The sequence below is a fragment of the Sphaerochaeta sp. S2 genome (assembly GCF_016406725.1).
In the GTDB taxonomy this organism is placed as follows: Bacteria; Spirochaetota; Spirochaetia; order Sphaerochaetales; family Sphaerochaetaceae; genus Sphaerochaeta.
This window is the reverse complement of the sequence record NZ_JAEKNT010000427.1, coordinates 1-1,799: the sequence shown is the minus strand read 5'-3', so window position 1 is coordinate 1,799 and position 1,799 is coordinate 1. Positions and strand designations below refer to the sequence as shown.

Sequence of the window (1,799 nt, the reverse complement as noted above, 5' to 3'; positions counted from 1 at the left end):
GGCAATCAACCCTAACAGAACGGTTGGATAGAAAGGAATGCAGCTTGCAAAGAAATCAGCAATTACCAGCTTGTCATATTTCTTTCTGCAGGTTGCCTTGAATATCTTGTTCGTAGCCATTTTGAAATTTGGTGCAAATGGAGTCTTGCTCTCCTTGGTGATCTCCAATACAGTAGCCATTGTCTGGATGCTGTTTGATCTTGGAAAACACCATCTCTTTTGCTTCTGCATCAATAAACAACTACTGAGGGAGGCTCTCCACTATTCAATTCCCATTATCCCTCATAACCTATCCACCCATATTGCTCAGTTTGTATCAAGGGTCTTCATCAATGCAAACACCTCATTGGTTTCTGTTGGATTGTTTGGGCTTGCCAGTAAATTTGGATCCCTGGCAGATATGGTGCAGAATTCTGTGAATATGGCTTTTCAGCCATGGTTCTTTGAGCAGTTGAGCAAGAGAGAAGCGCTGGATACAAAACAAATTGTATCCCTTTCAAATTCCTTGGTATGGCTCTATGGTATTGTTTTCTTGGGTTTGGCTCTCTTCAGCCAAGAGTTGATTGCTCTTATGGCAACTGATGCATACCAAAGTTCTTGGATGCTGGTTCCTCTCATTGTTGCCGTGTTTGCCATCAAGACGCCGTACTATTTCTACATCAATATTCTTTTTTATTACAAGAAAGCCGCAAAATATATTTTCATTGCAACGGTAAGCAGCAGTCTTTTGAATGTGTTCTTGTCTTACTTTTTTATCAAGGCTTGGGGGATGTTTGGTTCAGTAGCAGCCGATGCGATTGCGATGTTGTTGAGAGTTGGTATTGTAGTGTATTTGGCAAACAAATTTTCAAAGATAGGATATAGCTTGGTACGGTTTGGACTACATTTTTTGTTTTTGCTGCTATGTATGGTGGTCGGGCTATATCCCAGCTATGTTCAGGGTAATGCGTCGGTATCAATAGGAGCCTGTTTGTACAAGATAGGCGTATTGATTGTATTCTGTAGTATCGCTCTCTGGGCAAACAAGGGTTCAATTGGTGGTACCCTTGCAATCCTACGGAAAAGGAGATAGTGATATGCGGGATAGAATGAATTTGCTTGTAAAGCGGTGGATACTGTTCTTGCTCCATGCCATACTCCCTAGGAAAGAAAACAGGGTCCTTTTCATGAGTTTTTCTGGTTCAACCTACTCTGATAATCCTAAGGCAATTTCAGTAGCCTTGCGTAGCTTATACCCAACTATCGAACAGTGTTGGGTTATGAAAGACCCAAAAGCAAAATCGGGTGTTCTTGATCCTTCTTGTATCGTACGGAAGGGATGGAGTTTTGGTGCACTTGTAGCCATGGCCAGAGCAAGTGTCTGGGTATTCAATGACACATTGCCTGGGTGGGCTTGGAAGGGGAGTGATCAGTTCTTCATTCAAACATGGCATGGGGACAGGGGATTCAAGAAAATTCTCTATGATTTTTCCGATAGGGCAGGAAAGCCATTGCTTCAGGAGCAGTTTTCCTGTGACCTTGCTATTGCAGGATCTGATTTTGGCGAATCTTTTTTCCGTACTGCGTTTCGCTATAGAGGAGAAGTTCTCAAAACGGGCTGTCCAAGAAATGACATACTTGTTGATCTTCAAGATGCAACAATAGCTGAAACTCAGAGTCGTCTTGGCTTGGAACCCCAGTATCATTATGTTCTCTATGCTCCAACACTTAGGAGGAAGGAGGGCAAGAGTCGGGAAGCCCAGAAGGTCCAGGATATTGATTTCTTTTCTATACTCGAACAACTAGGCAAGGTTTTTGGT

At 42.6% G+C, this 1,799-nt stretch carries 2 protein-coding genes; both read left to right on the top strand.

Annotated elements, in window-relative coordinates; all coding sequences use genetic code 11:
• Nucleotides 1-37: 37 nt before the first annotated feature.
• On the top strand, nucleotides 38-1,072 hold the full coding sequence (locus JF818_RS12320) for a lipopolysaccharide biosynthesis protein (protein WP_233067639.1): 1,035 nt from the start codon (nucleotides 38-40) through the stop codon (nucleotides 1,070-1,072).
• Nucleotides 1,073-1,076: 4 nt separating this feature from the next.
• The coding region (locus JF818_RS12315) for a CDP-glycerol glycerophosphotransferase family protein (RefSeq protein WP_198892292.1) at nucleotides 1,077-1,799 on the top strand (723 nt) is incomplete at its 3' end.

What these genes read in the sequence shown, in the direction of transcription:
- JF818_RS12320 (WP_233067639.1), top strand. Translation starts at nt 38, where the DNA reads ATGCAGCTTGCAAAGAAATCAGCAATTACCAGCTTGTCATATTTCTTT.